Origin of the sequence: Erwinia sp. HDF1-3R (assembly GCF_039621855.1) — a bacterium.
GTDB lineage: Bacteria > Pseudomonadota > Gammaproteobacteria > Enterobacterales > Enterobacteriaceae > Erwinia.
Genome location: NZ_CP155071.1, coordinates 592,408 through 608,176, shown reverse-complemented (window position 1 = coordinate 608,176; position 15,769 = coordinate 592,408). Strand labels below are relative to the sequence as shown.

Here is a 15,769-nt window from a genome sequence, read left to right as displayed (position 1 = left end):
CTATTTCTTGCGCTCATCGTCCCAGTTACCGATATATTGCTCGCGCGCGCCTTCGCCCTCTGGCCCAAAGGAGAAGACATCAATCGCGCTGTGGTCGCCAGGGTTGAGCAGCTGATAATCATTGCCCCAGGGGTCCCTGGGCAGACGGCGAATATACCCCTGTTCAGGGTAATTTTTGGGGATGGGGGACAGCTCAGGCTTCTCTACCAGCGCTTCCAGGCCCTGTTCAGTGGTCGGGTAACGATGGTTATCCAGTCTGTACATATCCAGCGAATTTTCCAGCGTGGCGATATCGCTTCTGGCTTTTTGCCTGTCTGCTTTCTCTTTATTCCCCATCAGACTGGGTATGGTCAGGCTGGCAAGCAGCCCCAGAATGACAATCACCACCATAATCTCAAGCAGGGTAAAACCACCCTGCCCGTCAGGCCGTCGAATGCGTCTCTCTCCATAAGTCATCGTGTATATCCTTATCCAATCATTTCATTGAGCTGCAATATGGGCTGTAAAATAGCCAGAATGATGAAAAGCACTATGCTCGCCATCGTCACCACCAGCGCAGGCTCAAACAGAGCCAGGGCCAGGGTAATCTGATGTGATAACTGTTCTTCCTGTATCTCTGCCGATCGCTCCAGCATCTCATCCAGGCTACCGCTTTGTTCCCCTGACGCCACCATATGCAGCATCATCGGTGAAAAAAGCCCGGTGGCTTTCAGAGACTGATGAAATTTCCCGCCCTCTCTGACTTTCGCTTCAGCGTCGTTCAGCTGTTGTCGGGCATACTCATTCATTACCACAGACGCGCTGATGCGCATCGCGTCAAGCAGCGGTACGGCACTGGCATTCAGAATGCTCAGGGTGCGGGCATAGCGCGCGGTGCTGATACTGCGGGTGAGTCGGCCAATCAGCGGCCAGCGAAGATGCTGCCGGTGCCGCTGAATCAGCCTCGCCGGGTGACGCAGCCACAGTAGATTCGCTATCGCTAACGCCACCATCCCGCCGAGCAGGATGACTCCGTAGGTGCGCAAAAAATCGCTGCAGGCGATCAGCATTCTGGTTGTTAACGGCAGTGCCTGCTTCATGGTGATAAACTGTTCAATCACTTCAGGCACCACGGCCGTTAGCAGGATGGCCACAACAGTAAAGGCCACCAGCGTCAGCACTATTGGATAAATCATTGCCTGCATAATTTTGCCTTTCAGCTTCTGGCTCTGTTCCTCATTATTCGCCAGCCGCTGAAGCACTAACGGCAGATGCCCCGAGGCCTCACCTGCCGCCACCATCGCACAGTACATCCGGCTGAAGACCGTTGGAAAGGTCGCCAGCGCTACCGCCAGCGAGCGTCCCTCACGGATCATGCCTCTTAGCTGGGAAAAAATATTCACGACGGTTTTTCTTTCGCTTTGCTGAGCAACGGCCTGTACCGCTTCATCAACCGGCAGATGCGCCGCAATCAACGTCGCCAGTTGACGAGTCGCCAGCGCCAGCTCCCTGCCAGAGAGGGAGGAACGCCGCGGAAGCGCTACTTTCATCGATCTTTTGAGCGTAATAACCGCCAGTCCCTTCTCTCTTAACTGTTGTCTGGCATCGCTGAGACTGGCTGCCAGCAGCTGCCCCCGGCATTTTTCTCCCTGGGGTGACAACGCCTGATAAGTAAACTTTTCCATATCAGACTTCCCTCGTCACCCGGGCGACCTCTTCCAGGGTTGTTAATCCGGCCAGCACCTTGCTTATACCGTCCTGCCGCAGCGTAGCCGTGCGTTGATGGACCAGCGCCTCAATCTCCTGCTCGCTTTTCCCCTGGCTCAGCGCCGTCCTTACCTCCTGATCGAGAATAATCAGCTCATGAATGCCGGTTCGCCCCTGATAGCCGGTCTGCTTACAATGCTCACATCCTACTGCACGAGAAAGCATCAATGTCGGTTGCAAACAGCCTGTAAGTTGCTGCTCCTCCAGGCTTGCCGTTGTCTGTGTGCTGCAGTGAGTGCACAGGGTACGCACCAGCCGCTGGGACATCACCCCGGCCAGCGTATTGGCGAGCAGAAAGGGCTCTATCCCCATATCCTGCAGTCGGGTAATGGCGCCGGCAGCGGTATTAGTGTGAAGTGTGGAAAGCACCAGATGTCCGGTCATGGAAGCCTGTACGGCGACCTGTGCCGTCTCTGCATCGCGTATTTCACCCACTAATACCACGTCGGGATCCTGACGCAGTAACGCCCTCAGTCCACGGGCAAAGGTCATCTCCACCCTGCTGTTTACCTGGGTTTGTCCAATCCCGTCCAGCTCATATTCAATCGGGTCTTCGACGGTCATGACGTTGCGTACACCGCTGTCAATCTCATTCAACGCCGCATAAAGCGTGGTGCTTTTACCCGATCCAGTGGGTCCGGTGACCAGAATCAATCCGTGTGGCTGATGTACCAACTGGGTCAGCCCTTCGCGGCAGGCGGCAGACATACCTGAATAAGAGAGCGTCAGCCTGGCATTATTTTTATCAAGCAGGCGCATCACGACCCGTTCGCCATACTGCGTGGGAAGCGTCGAAACGCGCACATCTACCGCACGCCCCGCAATACGTAAGGCAATGCGCCCATCCTGAGGAAGGCGCTTTTCGGCAATATCCAGCTTCGCCATGACTTTGATACGGGAAACCAGTAATGAAGCCAGCTGACGCTGAGGTTCCAGGACGTTATGTAAAATGCCGTCCACCCGGAAACGGATCAGCAGACGCTTTTCAAAGGGTTCTATGTGCACATCTGACGCCGCTTCTTTAATCGCTTCGCCAAGCATGGCGTTAATCAGTCTGATAATAGGCGCGTCATCATTGCTATCCAGCAGATCGATGTGGCTGGGGATCTCCTCTGCCAGTGCATAAAAATCAATTTCACTGCCAATATTTGCCATCGCGCCAGTATTATTTTGATAAACCTCTGCAAGGGTATGTTCAAAGTGGGACTGACTGACCCGTTCCAACTCCCCGATGGCGGGAAAGAGGCGCTGAATCTCCATCAGCGCGGAAAGGGTGACATTCTCACGACAGACCACGCGCAGGCTTCCCGGCCCCTCTGATACCAACGCGCCGTGCTGCTTAACCCATGAGAAAGGCAGCGATGGAATCGGATCCCGTTGCCTGCCTGTCACTCTTTCACCCCTCCGTGCTGCTGAAAGGCTGCGATCAGCGCGGTAACCTGTTTGAACTGTTCACGCTGCACGTCAGAGTCTTTCAGCGCTATCAGCTCGCTGGGCAATTTATGTATGCCATCACGTACAGGCTGACGATCCTGATGATCGTTGAATTTACGCGAGCTGAGATGATGGTACTGTTCGCCATCACGAATAATTGTCGGACGAATAAACAGGATTAGATTTCGCTTGATGGTTTTCTTGGACGTTGAGCTAAAGAGTTGCCCAATAAAAGGAATATCGCCCAGCAACGGGACTTTCTGCATCACATCAGACTGGGTGGTATCCAGTAGCCCACCCACGACAACGGTTTCCCCGCTGCCCACCAGCACAGAATTATTGAGCGTGCGGGTGTTAAACGTCGCACCGAGCTCGGCGCTGCCGGTGGTTGAACTCTCCGCCACGCTGGAGACTTCCTGCTCGATTTTCAGAAATACAGAATCGCCCTGATTAATCTGCGGTTTAACCTTCAGTTTAATACCGACGTTCTTACGCTCAACGGTATTGAATATGTTATCGCTGTTAGTAGTTTGTGATCCAGTAAGCACCGGCACTTCCTGACCGACGCTAAAAACTGCTTCAATGTTATCCAGCGTAACAATGCTTGGCGTAGCCAAAATATCGTTATTGGTATTACTTTTAATTGCACTGAGCAAAGCCGACCAGTTGTTATGACCAAAGCCCACGCCTAATCCCGTCACGTTTTTAACGGCACCCGTCAGCGACCCGCCCTCCAAAATTCCGATAGCTGATGCATTATTTGATGGAAAATTTGTACCGCCGCCATTTTTATTGAACCACTGCACGCCCAGATTCAACCCTTCGGCGTCCTGCAACTCCACAATCACCGCTTCCACCAACACCTGGGCGCGACGGATATCTAATTTTGCAATGACGCTTTCCAGTTCGGACATCATGCCTGGCTGAGTGGTAATAATCAGCGAGTTGGTCTGCTCATCCGCTTTGATGCTGGTGCCTTTTAACAGTGCGGGGCTGGCTGTCGATGAGGCCGACTGGCCATTGTTTTCCATATTGGCACTCATGCCGGTCAGGACTTCAACTAACCCGGCAGCCTGGGCATATTTAAGGTAGATGACTTTGGTTTTTCCCTGCGCGGTATATTCCAGATCGAGCTTTTGGAAAAGATCCTTCGCTAACCGACGTGAGTCAGGCTCTCCCATTATCAGAATACTGTTAGTGCGCTCATCGGCCACCATCTGCAGCGCCATCGCGCCCGGGCGGGCGGATTTTCTGCTGTCGTTTAGCATCTCTTCCGCGAGGCGGATAAGCTCGCCAGCTGAAGCATGCTGGAGGGGGTAGACGTCAATATGGCTATCGCCGCGACGATCGATTCGCTTAATGATGTCCAGTAACCGGTTAATTACGCTGCTTTTCCCGGTGAGCAACAGGCTATTGGAGCTCTCAAAACTGCTGATAAGCATCCCGCTGGCCGCATTCGATTTTTCCAGTGCGGGAACCAGCTCATGCGCAGGCATATTCTTTATGGCCACCACGCGCGTGGCGAGCATGTCACCGCCCTGAGTCATCCCCTCGTCAATGGCGGCATTGCTGCCTGCAAATACCGCGGGCACGACCTTCAGGACATTATTGTCCATTTCAATTACGCTAAAGCCATAAACGTCCAGTACGTTCAGGAAAAACTGATAATACTGTTCTTCATCAAGCTGTTGGTAACTCCTGACGGTTACTGTGCCGCTAACTGCCGGCTGGATGATAATGGTTTTATTTAATGCCTGACTCACCGTATTAATAAATTCCCGAATATCAGTATTCTGGAAGCTGGCGCTGTATTTATCGGCCATGGCGGGCGCGGTGAATATCAGGGCCAATATGATAAGCAATACCGTTTTTAACGCCCGGCAATCAGCGATTCTACGTCCCTGCATAATCACAACTCCTTGAAACGCTACTAAACTATTTAATCCGTGAAGGGGATGATGAGTTCATTTTACTTACTGTTTTGCTCTGGAAACATAAGCTTAGCGACATAAAAACCCTTTAACTCAAATATCACCCTGTCGGGTAAAACCCGCACGACCGTCCCCCCTTCTTCCAGCTGGTCACCGGGTCGATAACTTTTTTGCTGGCCCGAAAATTCAATAATGGCCAGGTCCTGATGCCGATGATGACTACTAAACAATCCGGTTACTATGCCGGGCAATTCACCGACGGGGGCCTGCATAAACACTGCATCATCAGGCAGCGGCTGAGTGACAGCAATTTTTCCATCTCTAACGCTGTCTGTCGCGCGTATTCTTATTAACTGTTCGAATGGGCTGGGGGTATCAGGAGCGCTTTCTTTTTCGAAAACGTCTGCCCCCCCACCTTCTTCAGCTGATAATATAATATTTTTAACATGCTTTTCCTTAAGCGTTAAATCGGCAAAGGTCGTTGCAAGCAGGTAAGCGGCAAGGCTCAACAGAATGAGGTTGATCACAATTATTAGCGGCGAAACACGTAGAAAACCAAAACGCTGCAAGTTAAAGCTCTCCCAGGAATAACCGACCTGTAATAGCTGAAAGGAGAGATTGACTCTCTCCTTTCAGCTTGTTAAAACCCTGCCCTGACAAGCGGCAGGGGCCACTCACTATTTAACTACATTGGAATAAATCGTAGTGAAGCTGGATGAACTCACGCCTGGGATATGACTCACGCGTTTAACCTCAATTTTATCACCTGTTTTAACAGACGATGAACCGGTGAAAGTCACTCGATCTGCCTGTTTTTTTACTGATGAGTGATAGGCTTTACCGTTATAAGATTCCATCATGTATTTACCATTCAGATAAACCATATAACGATTAGGCTGATTATACTCTTTGGCACTAATGGTCACACTGACCTTGCCATTTCCAACAATGACAGATTGTATCGCTTTGTCGGCAATATAGTTAATACCATTTTTTACCACAATTTTCTGGCTAATCGTTGAACTGCCAGTCACATTTAGGGTGATGATATCGCCATCTTTCGTATCAAGGCCATGAGTCAACTGAATCACACCTCCCCCCAGGTCTGATTGGTAAGAGTAATATGCGCTACCCTTGTTAAAGGAGAAGATATATTTCCCATTTAATTTAACCTGGTAAGCGGTCGTTTTTAACATTTTGTCAGAGACAAACAGTTTAACTTCAGCCCCCTTATTGTAATCAATGTAGCGTAGCTGGGGACCGGCTGAAACGTCTGGTACAGCCAGTTCTACCGCGGGTGCTTCAGGCTGCTCTGGCTCATTCGGGGTGACAGGATCAACGGGCGTTACGGGCGGAGTTTCTTTCGCCAGCTTAACCATATCGTTCAGGTAAGAAACCTGATTGGCAAATGATGTCTGTTCAGTTGAAGAACCTAATGTCCATGCGAAGAAGCCGCCATAGCCATTTTCTGCCTGCCACGCAGCACGCTCCATGTTGTTAGCTTTGCTTTCAACAAAGTTACCTTCTGGCCCCCATTGACTGTTAATCGTCGCTCCAACCAAAATTTTACTTTTATCTCCAACCGCATTGGCGTAGTTCTGCATGGCAACTTTATAGTTAAAGTTTTTGCCCGCGTCATAGGTCATTACGTTGAAGAAATCAAAAAGGTCCTTGCTGTCTTTCAGCAGCTGAGTCACTTCACCGTGATGGGCTGAACGCGCGTTTTCGATATAAGAACAGTTTTCAGTGACGGAAGGATTCTCGCAGTTTTCCGGATCCGCGCCAACGTGGTAAGTGGTCAGACTCAGCATAGGTTCTTTACCGACCAACGCACGCAGACGCTTAACCAGATCCACCAGGTTGTCGTTTTCCTGCTGCGTCAGGCGGGCAGCCTTTTCGAAATCAAAATCAATGCCGTCGATATAAGTATATCCCGCGAGCTGATATTGACTGTAGTCACACTTTCCATCCCAGGTTGTTGCCAGACATTCACCCACGGCCTCATTAGCCTTCAAACCTTTTTGGTAAACAGGGAAACGTGTATTGAGCAGATTTGCCAGATTTTTGGCGACCTTATCGCGCTGTGCCGGAGTACTGATTGCTGACCAAATCCCTTCATAGGTCTGACCGCCAAAGGCCACAACAACCTTTTTGTTTGGATTGGCTCGCTTAAGCTGCGTCCATCCCAAATAACCCTGCGGCATCCAGTAACCCTCGTATTTAGGCACGGTTAGCATTTTGTCCGATACGGTAATATTACCTTCGCTATCCCACTGGCCGAAAGAGAGCATAAAAATATCAATATCAGATTTTTTCAGCTGAGCAGTGAGAGCATCAACGTCGGGTAAGCCCCAGGATGTCAGATAGCTGACATAGCGATTTTCTGCCGCAGCCGCAGGCATCATTTGAGCCAGTAATGTACAACCCAGTAATGTGGCAACAGCCGTCTTTTTAAACATTTATGTATTTCCTTATAAAAACGTAAAATAAACTACAGTTAACATCGCTGAATGTAAGACGATGGCTCTGAGAAGTTTGCGACAGGCCAGCTATAACTTTCAGTTAACAAATTATTTAATCTTCTGATTATATTTGGGTCGCAGCCACCCCTCCTTCAGGATGCCCACTCAGATAAAGCAGGGCAATATAGCCACAAAAATAATAATTTTCTTGCATTTTTTGCTTAAGCGACCAGAACGACACTCATTAATAAGCACATTAAGGGGAGAAATCGCAAAAAAATTAGCTGATAATACATGCCGCCGCGCTTAAACTCATCATTTTCTGAAAGATAAGCCAACCAGAAAATAATCCATCATCTTAAGCCAGGTGCATTATGGGACGCAAAGCCCCGCCAGCCAGATTATAGGAAATTTTAGAACACATTAAAGCTAATACTTTATCATTAAAGTAATAGCCCCGACCGTAGCTTATTGTAATAAACCCATTATGTGGCAGGAGAACGACTGTGAGTTATAAAGTACGCTCACGCTCTTTGATCCTGTTGCTATTTTTGTTATTAAATGCTTTCATTATCACCAGGAATAAGAGGAAGGTACCGATAGAAATCAATCATTGATAATTAAAATATCTTATCATTTTCGGTGCTGCGTTACGCTAGTTAAGTCGTAATCTTCAATATATTAAGGACGATGTAATCATGGCTAATCAATGCGACACATGCTATTTAATTAATGAAAAGGTAATATTCCTACCACATAAAAACCTGTTTATTTCACGTAACAATAAGACTCAGCATGTGATTTTCAGTACGGCCTCTCGCTGTTTAGTTTTGTTAATTGTTAACCATGGCAACATTGTCAGCCATCAGCAATTCTATAAAAGTGGCTGGGAAGAGCATGGAAAACAGGTCACCCCTAATACTTTATATCAGACCATATCAGAGTTGCGCAGGCAGCTTGGAAAAGCCGGAATTGAAATCAATATTATTAATACAGTACCGAGACATGGTTGGGTTATACATCAGGAAAGTGTCGTTATTGAAGAATACATCCCCAGTGGATTTTCTGGCCAGCATGTGGATCTAAATTCCGAGGAGAAAGCGCCCCCCGCCAAACTGCCAGCCTGGATCTCACTGACCCAAAAGTTAAAAGCCTTTGCACGTTTGTTAGTATAAGCGCAGTAACTGGAAACATCCTACGAGCCGCAACGCTAAAACCTTTGTGTACGCCACGTCATTATCATTGCAGGTAAGCCGCATCTAAATAGAACCAGCGGCTTTCAGACCGACTGAGAATCTGTGAATTAAAATGGGATGCGTCAAAGGTCTGCCAGGATCGCGTACGGCGCGCGGCATAATGCAGGGAAATGTATTAGCTGTATCGAACAACCTGTCATTAGGTTGAGGTTTTAACGGATGGGCAAGTCGTGGGTGCAGGTCACTAAGAAGGCGTTTCACCCTGAGCGGGTTCAAATGAGATTTGGAGCGGGAAACGAGACTCGAACTCGCGACCCCGACCTTGGCAAGGTCGTGCTCTACCAACTGAGCTATTCCCGCAGTAGTGCTGGTATCATAATGCAAAAATCTGGAGCGGGAAACGAGACTCGAACTCGCGACCCCGACCTTGGCAAGGTCGTGCTCTACCAACTGAGCTATTCCCGCAGTAGTGCTGGTATCGTAATGCAAAAATCTGGAGCGGGAAACGAGACTCGAACTCGCGACCCCGACCTTGGCAAGGTCGTGCTCTACCAACTGAGCTATTCCCGCAATAATGCTGGTATCGTAATGCAAAAAACTGGAGCGGGAAACGAGACTCGAACTCGCGACCCCGACCTTGGCAAGGTCGTGCTCTACCAACTGAGCTATTCCCGCTCTGGGTACCAAAATCTGTCCTGGTACGGGGTGCGAATTATACGAGAATTCCTTTTGGCTGCAAGTCTCTCGTGGCAATTTTTTTCAGTTGCCGGCTGAGTGCCGATTAAAACAGCAGAATGCGGGTTTAATCGGCAGCAGTCCGCTGCGAAACCGCCGACCAGGCCCCGTACAAATAAACGCCTGCGGGGAAGAGCTCGTTATAGCTGGATAAAATGCTCGCGATAGTAAGCCAGCTCCGCAACCGATTCGCGTATGTCATCCATCGCCTGGTGCGTGCCCTGCTTCTTGAAGCCAGGCAGGATTTCGGGCTTCCAGCGGCGGGCCAGCTCTTTCAGCGTACTAACGTCAAGATAACGATAATGGAAGTAAGCTTCCAGTTCAGGCATATATTTGAACAGGAAACGGCGATCCTGCCCTATGCTGTTGCCGCAAATGGGTGAACTGTTGGCTGGCACCCACTGCTGCAAAAAGGCAATGGTTTCCCGCTCCGCATCCCCATCGCTGTACTGACTGGCTTTGACGCGCTGCACCAGTCCGCTGTTGGTATGCGTTTTCACGTTCCAGTCATCCATCAGCGCCAGCTGTGCGTCAGACTGATGAACCGCAAACACCGGCCCTTCGGCCAGGATGTTGAGGTCGGCGTCGGTCACCAGCGTGGCAATTTCAATAATACGATCCTGTTCGGGGTTTAATCCGGTCATTTCCAGGTCGATCCAAATCAGATTACTTGCATTTGCGGTCATAGGGTTTCTCACCGTAGCTTATATCGTTATACGTTAGGGTGTATCATAGACGTTTTGCCCCGTTAGGGCGAAGCCTGCCAACCCCTGTGAGGAAGAGTGACTAAAAACAAACTGTCCAAAGGCCAGCAACGTCGCGTCAGTGCCAACCATGACCGCCGCCTGAAGCAGCGTGCCGATAAGCCGGAACCCGATGACAGCCTGTTCGGGGAAGCGCGCGATGGCGTGGTCATCAGCCGTTTTGGTATGCACGTTGATGTAGAAGATGCAGACGGAAGCCAACACCGCTGCAATATTCGCCGCACCATCCGCTCTCTGGTCACCGGCGATCGCGTGGTATGGCGTCCAGGCCAGGAAGGCAGCGCAACCGTTAAGGGCATCGTTGAAGCGGTTCACGAACGGACCTCCGTCCTGACCCGTCCTGACTTCTACGACGGCGTTAAGCCTATTGCCGCTAATATCAATCAGATCGTCATTGTGTCCGCCATTTTGCCGGAACTGTCGCTCAATATTATCGATCGATACCTGATCGCCAGCGAAACGCTGGAGGTTGAACCGCTGCTGGTGCTGAATAAGACCGACCTGCTGGATGACGAAGGCCGCGCGTTTGTCGATGAGCAGATGGAGATTTATCGTCGCATCGGCTATCGCGTACTGATGGTGTCCAGCCATCACAAGCGCGGGCTGGAAGAGCTTGAAACGGCGTTAACCGGGCGCGTCAGCATCTTCGCTGGCCAGTCTGGCGTTGGGAAGTCGAGCCTGCTGAACGCCCTGCTGGGTCTGGAAGTGGGCGCGGGCGAAATCCTCACCAACGACGTCTCCGACGTTTCCGGCCTCGGCCAGCACACCACCACCGCTGCCAGGCTTTATCACTTCCCCAACGGCGGCGATGTGATCGACTCACCCGGCGTGCGCGAATTTGGTTTGTGGCACCTTGAGCCGGAACAAATCACCCAGGGGTTTGTCGAATTCCGTGAGTATTTAGGCCACTGTAAGTTCCGTGACTGCAAGCATGACAACGACCCCGGCTGCGCAATCCGTGAGGCCGTTGAAAAGGGTGAGATCGATACGGCGCGCTTCGACAGTTATCACCGCATTCTGGACAGCATGTCAGATATGCAGCTTAAAACGCGTCGTAACTTCTCCGATAGCAGCAACTGAACCTGCCCGCCTGGCGCAACTGGCCGGGCGGAATAGCCTAATTGCCAGGGCACTGTTACAATCCGCCCCCATTCTACTTTGCTATCTGATCAAGCCTGGAGGCTATCGTGTTGGATCGTATAAAACTCGGCCTGAATAATGTTTTACCTAAAAAAGGCCTGACCGAACTTGCTGGCTGGGGCGCAGGTAAGCGCGCTGGCTGGCTGACCAAAGCCGTTATCGACGTGTTTGTCTGGTTTTACAAGGTTGAGATGAAAGAGGCGCAGAACCCGGATACCGGCAGCTACCGCTCCTTTAACGACTTTTTTGTCCGCCCGCTGCGCGATGATGCTCGCCCTGTTGAAACCGATCCTAACCTGCTGGTCCTGCCTGCCGACGGCGCAATCAGCCAGCTGGGCCACATTGAAGGCGATCGCATTTTTCAGGCCAAGGGCCACACCTATTCACTCGAGGCGCTGCTGGCCGGTAACAACACCATGGCCGATCTGTTTCGCGAGGGAGAATTTGTGACCACCTATCTGGCACCCCGTGATTATCATCGCGTGCATATGCCCTGCAACGGCATCCTGCGTGAGATGATCTATGTCCCCGGGGATCTCTACTCCGTCAATCCGCTGACCGCGCAGAATATCCCGAACCTGTTTGCGCGTAACGAGCGGGTTATCTGCCTGTTTGATACGGAGTTTGGCCCAATGGCGCAGATTCTGGTGGGTGCCACCATCGTCGGCAGCATCGAAACGGTTTGGGCCGGTACGGTGACCCCGCCCAGAGAGGGTGTGATTAAGCGCTGGAGCTGGCCGGGCGCAGACGAAGATGGCGCGGTGGTTCTGCTTAAAGGGCAGGAAATGGGCCGCTTCAAGCTTGGCTCGACGGTGATTAACCTGTTTGCTCCCAACAGAATCAAACTGGCGGAAAGCCTGACGCCGGAAACGAAGACGCGTCTGGGCCAGACGCTGGCCATCGCCCTGCAGAAAACCCCTGCAGAAGACGTTTTACACCATCCATAGTTGATGCCCATGTTACGCCTGATTCTGACGATTTTACTGACCTGGATGCTTTTCCAGCCCGCCTGCGCTGCCAGTGGCCCTGATGCCGCGCAAATCAGGCAGCAGCTTGATGAGGCCAGGTCGGACAAAAATACGCCGAATCAGGCGGAAACGATGGATGCGCTCCAGGCCACGCTTAACTGGCTGGACGAGCAGCAAAAATCTATCTCTAACGCCACCAGCTATCAGCAGGTAATTGACGACTTCCCAAAGATGGCTCGCGACCTCCGTCAGTCCATCGCCTCGCTGATTGATAATCCTAAGACCGTTCGCAGTTCCATGACCGCTTCCGAACTGGATCAGGAGATCCTACAGGTCAGCAGTCAACTGCTGGAAGAGAGCCGTCAGGCTCAGCAGGAGCAGGATCGCGCCCGCGAAATCAGTGACTCGCTGGCGCAGCTCCCCCAACAGCAATCAGAGGCGCGTCGGGCTTTAAATGACATCGAAAGGCGGCTCCAGGGCCAGCCTTCCGCCGTGACGCAGCTGGCTCAGGCACAGCTTGCCGCTCGCCAGGCGGAGTCCACCGCACAGAAGGCGAGGGTTGATGAGCTGGAGCTGGCGCAGCTTTCCGCCAACAACCGTCAGGAGCTGGCACGCATGCGCAGCGAGCTTCATCAGCGTAAAGCCGCTCAGCTTGACACTTATTTGCAGGATCTGCGCAATCAGCTTAACGCCCGCCGTCAGCGCGAAGCAGAGCAGGCGCTGGAGCGTACCGAGCAGCTGGCGGAAAACAGCGGTGAGCTGCCGCAGAATATCAGCAGGCAGTTTCGCATCAACCGCGAACTGTCAGCAGCGCTTAATCAACAGGCGCAGCGGCTGGATCTGGTCGCCTCGCAGCAGCGTACCGCAGCCAATCAAACCCTTCAGGTGCGCCAGGCGCTTAGTACCATTCGCGAACAGTCGCAGTGGCTGGGCATCTCGAACGTTCTGGGCGAAGCGCTTCGTGCCCAGGTTGCCCGACTGCCCGACATGCCGAAGCCGCAGCAGCTGGATAACGAAATGGGCGAGCTACGGGTGCAGCGGCTGCACTACGAGGATCTGCTTGAACATCAGGAGCAGCTGTTAAAGCAGAAGCAGGATGACGGCACGCCGTTAACCAGCGAACAGCATCGTATTCTTGAGGCACAGATTAAAACCCAGCGGGAGCTGATCGGCTCGCTGCTTTCCGGCTGCGATAACCTGATTCTGGAGGTGACCAAGCTTAAGGTCGCCAACGGACAGCTGGAGGACGCGCTGAACGAAGTGAAAGAGGCGACGCACCGCTACCTGTTCTGGACCGCAGACGTCAGCGCGATAAACCTCAACTTCCCCATCAATCTGGTCCGCGATATGAATAGCCTGCTCTCGCTGGATACGCTGGGGCAGCTTGGCGGTGCTATGGTAATGATGTTTACCAGCCGGGAAACCCTGTTGCCGATTATGGGTGCCCTGCTGCTGGTGGGCTTCAGCCTGAGCTCCCGCCGGCACTACCGGGATTTTCTTACTCGCGCCTCCGGCAAGGTCGGCAAGGTTACGCTGGATCATTTTAGCCTGACCCTGCGTACCGTCTTCTGGTCAATTCTGGTCGCCCTGCCGCTGCCGGTACTGTGGATGGCGCTGGGCTTCGGGCTGCAACACGCCTGGCCTTACCCGATTGCGGTAGCCACCGGGGATGGCGTAACGGCAACCGTGCCGCTGCTGTGGGCCTTTATGATTAGCGCCGCTTTCGCCCGCCCGGAAGGCCTGTTTATTGTGCATTTCCGCTGGCCGAAAGTGCGCGTTGCGCGCGCCATGCGCTTCTATACGCTAAGTATCTGGCTGGTCGTGCCGCTAATTATGCTGCTGATTGGCCTGGATAATCTGGACGACCGGCAGTTTTCTGCCACCCTGGGGCGCGTGTGCTTTATCCTGATTTGCGGCGCGCTCAGCCTGGTCACCGTCAGCCTGAAACGCGCCGGGATCCCCCTGCACCTGGACAAAGAGGGGAATGGCGAAAACTTCGTCAATAATGTTCTGTGGAATCTGATGATCTGTATTCCGCTGATCGCCGCACTGGCCTCCTGCATTGGCTATCTGGCTACTGCGCAGGCGCTGCTGGCTCGGCTGGAGACGTCGGTGGCCATCTGGTTCCTGTTACTGGTTATCTACCATATTGTTCGCCGCTGGATGCTAATCCAGCGCCGCCGTATCGCGTTCGATCGCGCCCGCAACCGCCGCGCCGATATCCTGGCTCAGCGCGCTAAAGGTGAGGAAGAGTTAAGCACACAGCAGGCTAATTCTGAGAATCTGGACGTGGAAGAGCCGGTTATCGATCTTGATGCCATCAGTGCGCAGTCGCTGCGGCTGGTCCGCTCTATTCTGACGCTGATTGCGCTGGTGTCGGTGATCGTGCTGTGGTCTGAAATCCACTCGGCGTTTGGCTTCCTGGAGAACATTCGCCTGTGGGACGCCAGCACCACCGTGCAGGGTGTGGAAAGCCTCCAGCCCATTACGCTCGGATCGGTGCTGATCGCCATTCTGGTGCTGATTATCACCACTCAGCTGGTGCGTAACATGCCCGCCCTGCTGGAGCTGGCGCTGCTACAGCATCTTAATCTCACGCCCGGCACCGGCTATGCCATCACCACGCTGACCAAATATCTGCTGATACTTATTGGCGGACTGGTGGGCTTTTCAATGATTGGTATCGACTGGTCGAAGCTACAGTGGCTGGTTGCGGGTCTGACGGTTGGACTGGGTTTCGGTTTACAGCAGATTTTCGCCAACTTTGTCTCTGGCCTGATTATTCTGTTTGAGAAGCCGATTCGCATCGGCGATACGGTGACCATACGGGATTTAACCGGCAGTATCACGCGCATTAATACCCGCGCGACCACCATTACCGACTGGGACAGAAAAGAAATTATTGTTCCCAATCAGGCTTTTATTACTGAACAGTTCGTTAACTGGTCGCTTTCTGACTCGGTGACGCGCGTGGTGTTGACCATTCCAGCGGCGGCAGAAGCCAACAGTGAAGAAGTTACCGGCGTACTGTTAGCCGCCGCGCACCGCTGCCAGTACGTACTGGAGATGCCGCAGCCTGAAGCCTATCTGGTGGATTTACAGCAGGGGATCCAGCTGTTTGAACTGCGTATTCACGCGGCGGAGATGGGACACCGTATGCCGCTGCGGCACGAGCTGCACCAGCACATTCTACGCGGTTATCAGGAACACGGTCTTGAAATGCCGTTCCCACCTTTCCAGGTCAGAATGGAAACGCTGGGGCGTAAAACCCCTCCGGGCAGCGGAACGGCCCCGACAACGCGTACCTATAAGTCAGGCGGCCTGTAGACTCGCTGGGGATAAAGGGCGGTAATGACGCCCTTTATCCCGACAACATCAGCAGCGGTCGACTCC

At 52.4% G+C, this 15,769-nt stretch carries 11 protein-coding genes and 4 tRNA genes; 4 read left to right on the top strand and 11 right to left on the bottom strand.

Annotated features, from left to right (window positions below; translation table 11 throughout):
* The 6 genes from gspG to AAGR22_RS02665 form a co-directional block, all read right to left on the bottom strand.
* Positions 1–456, bottom strand: coding sequence for a type II secretion system major pseudopilin GspG (gene gspG / locus AAGR22_RS02690; RefSeq protein WP_067704227.1), 456 nt, complete (start codon positions 454–456; stop codon positions 1–3).
* Positions 457–467: 11 nt separating this feature from the next.
* Positions 468–1,664 (bottom strand): type II secretion system inner membrane protein GspF, encoded by a 1,197-nt coding sequence (gene gspF, locus AAGR22_RS02685; RefSeq protein ID WP_345830122.1) that lies wholly within the window; start codon positions 1,662–1,664, stop codon positions 468–470.
* A 1-nt stretch (position 1,665) separates the two neighbouring features.
* Positions 1,666–3,138 (bottom strand): type II secretion system ATPase GspE, encoded by a 1,473-nt coding sequence (gene gspE, locus AAGR22_RS02680; protein ID WP_345830121.1) that lies wholly within the window; start codon positions 3,136–3,138, stop codon positions 1,666–1,668.
* Positions 3,135–5,087 carry a type II secretion system secretin GspD gene (gene gspD / locus AAGR22_RS02675; RefSeq protein WP_345830119.1) on the bottom strand — a complete coding sequence of 651 codons (1,953 nt, stop codon included), beginning with the start codon at positions 5,085–5,087 and terminating at the stop codon, positions 3,135–3,137. The genes gspE and gspD overlap by 4 nt, the downstream gene beginning before the upstream one ends.
* A 62-nt stretch (positions 5,088–5,149) precedes the next feature.
* Entirely contained in the window at positions 5,150–5,680 is a 531-nt protein-coding gene (locus tag AAGR22_RS02670) for a type II secretion system protein N (RefSeq protein WP_345830117.1), read from the bottom strand.
* A 108-nt stretch (positions 5,681–5,788) separates the two neighbouring features.
* On the bottom strand, positions 5,789–7,570 hold the full coding sequence (locus AAGR22_RS02665; RefSeq protein WP_345830115.1) for a glycosyl hydrolase family 18 protein: 1,782 nt from the start codon (positions 7,568–7,570) through the stop codon (positions 5,789–5,791).
* Between the two features lie 701 nt (positions 7,571–8,271).
* On the opposite strand from AAGR22_RS02665, the gene AAGR22_RS02660 reads away from it, so the two are divergent.
* The gene (locus AAGR22_RS02660; protein ID WP_345830113.1) at positions 8,272–8,748 is read left to right on the top strand and encodes a winged helix-turn-helix domain-containing protein; all 477 of its coding nucleotides are present in this window, start codon (positions 8,272–8,274) and stop codon (positions 8,746–8,748) included.
* 305 nt (positions 8,749–9,053) lie between these two features.
* Here AAGR22_RS02660 and AAGR22_RS02655 read toward each other — a convergent pair.
* From AAGR22_RS02655 to orn, 5 genes are all read right to left on the bottom strand, one after another.
* Positions 9,054–9,129, bottom strand: a tRNA-Gly gene (locus AAGR22_RS02655).
* 29 nt (positions 9,130–9,158) lie between these two features.
* Positions 9,159–9,234 (bottom strand) — tRNA-Gly (locus tag AAGR22_RS02650).
* A 29-nt stretch (positions 9,235–9,263) separates the two neighbouring features.
* Positions 9,264–9,339: transfer RNA gene (locus tag AAGR22_RS02645), tRNA-Gly, on the bottom strand.
* 29 nt (positions 9,340–9,368) lie between these two features.
* A tRNA-Gly gene (locus AAGR22_RS02640) sits at positions 9,369–9,444 on the bottom strand.
* Between the two features lie 200 nt (positions 9,445–9,644).
* On the bottom strand, positions 9,645–10,190 hold the full coding sequence (gene orn, locus AAGR22_RS02635) for an oligoribonuclease (RefSeq protein ID WP_067704248.1): 546 nt from the start codon (positions 10,188–10,190) through the stop codon (positions 9,645–9,647).
* A gap of 96 nt (positions 10,191–10,286) precedes the next feature.
* On the opposite strand from orn, the gene rsgA reads away from it, so the two are divergent.
* From rsgA to mscM, 3 genes are all read left to right on the top strand, one after another.
* Positions 10,287–11,348 carry a small ribosomal subunit biogenesis GTPase RsgA gene (gene rsgA, locus AAGR22_RS02630; RefSeq protein WP_067704251.1) on the top strand — a complete coding sequence of 354 codons (1,062 nt, stop codon included), beginning with the start codon at positions 10,287–10,289 and terminating at the stop codon, positions 11,346–11,348.
* 107 nt (positions 11,349–11,455) lie between these two features.
* Positions 11,456–12,355: an archaetidylserine decarboxylase gene (gene asd / locus AAGR22_RS02625; RefSeq protein ID WP_345830111.1), complete on the top strand. Its 900-nt coding sequence runs from the start codon at positions 11,456–11,458 to the stop codon at positions 12,353–12,355.
* A 9-nt stretch (positions 12,356–12,364) separates the two neighbouring features.
* Positions 12,365–15,703 carry a miniconductance mechanosensitive channel MscM gene (gene mscM, locus AAGR22_RS02620; RefSeq protein WP_345830109.1) on the top strand — a complete coding sequence of 1,113 codons (3,339 nt, stop codon included), beginning with the start codon at positions 12,365–12,367 and terminating at the stop codon, positions 15,701–15,703.
* The last annotated feature ends 66 nt before the right edge of the window (positions 15,704–15,769 follow it).